We start from the raw sequence: 959 nt of genomic DNA, 5'->3' as shown, positions 1-959 counted from the left end.
AAAGTTTCCCTCATGCTGGGCCAGGATGGCTTACCCATGGACGATGTCTCGCACTACGAGGCAACGCCTGAACATCTACGCAGCTTCGACCAAGCCTCCGATCAGCTATCCAAGTTCAAGGCGCCTCAGCTATTCAATCAAAACGATGTTCACTCGCACTTGCTGATCGGATTGATGGACGGCACCGGGAACGACATCACCCAAGACCCAATGCATGCCACTAACGTCAGCAAATTTGAGGCACAGATTTTTCAGCTAAATAATGCAGGCAATAAAAGAATCCATGCCGAATACATCGAAGGCCCAGGCACGCAGACAAACTTTTTTGAAAAGGGCGTAGATAGCGCCACAGGCTATACCAGCCTGGCCCGTGCCGAGGAAATGTATACTCGTCTCGTCGAACAGGCGGATGAAATCCACAAGGTAGACCCCAACGCAAAGATCGCCATCCACCTAGAAGGCTTCAGCCGAGGTGCCAGCCAGGTGCCATTACTGGCAAGGATGATTGATGAACGCGGAATCCCCGACAAAAACAGCTTGACTGTTACGCTCGATGAAAATGGAGCCCTGGCAGAAAAATACACACGATATCACCAACCACCCGGCCAAACCCCACTCACCGTCGGCCTATACGACCCGGTGCCCACCGGCTATATGGAAATGCTCGACCGCAGGCTGCCGTCCTCGACCGTTTCCGGTTTCCAGATCACCGCCGCCAACGAGCGTCGGGGGCTGTTTCCAGTCGATCAGATCATCCCTGAAGGATTATCCGAGGATGGCCGATTCCTCAACGTCACCGTGGCCGGCGCGCATTCCGATGTCGGCGGGAGTTATATCCGCAACGGGCTCGGCATCCGCAGCTTCAATCTGATGACCGATTACCACAACCGGCTGCTCGGCGACTCGATCCTGCCACGCCTGCACGAGCCGGAAGACCCCAGGATGAACGTCATCCATCG

The 959-nt window shown here is 55.2% G+C and carries 1 protein-coding gene; it reads left to right on the top strand.

Annotated features, from left to right (window positions below; translation table 11 throughout):
* Positions 1 to 36: 36 nt before the first annotated feature.
* On the top strand, positions 37 to 959 hold a 923-nt coding region (locus tag EBB59_RS13285; RefSeq protein WP_211327770.1), incomplete at its 3' end, for a phospholipase effector Tle1 domain-containing protein.

It is taken from the genome of Solilutibacter pythonis, assembly GCF_003697345.1.
Classification (GTDB): Bacteria; Pseudomonadota; Gammaproteobacteria; order Xanthomonadales; family Xanthomonadaceae; genus Solilutibacter; species Solilutibacter pythonis.
This window is presented reverse-complemented; position numbering and strand designations above follow the sequence as displayed.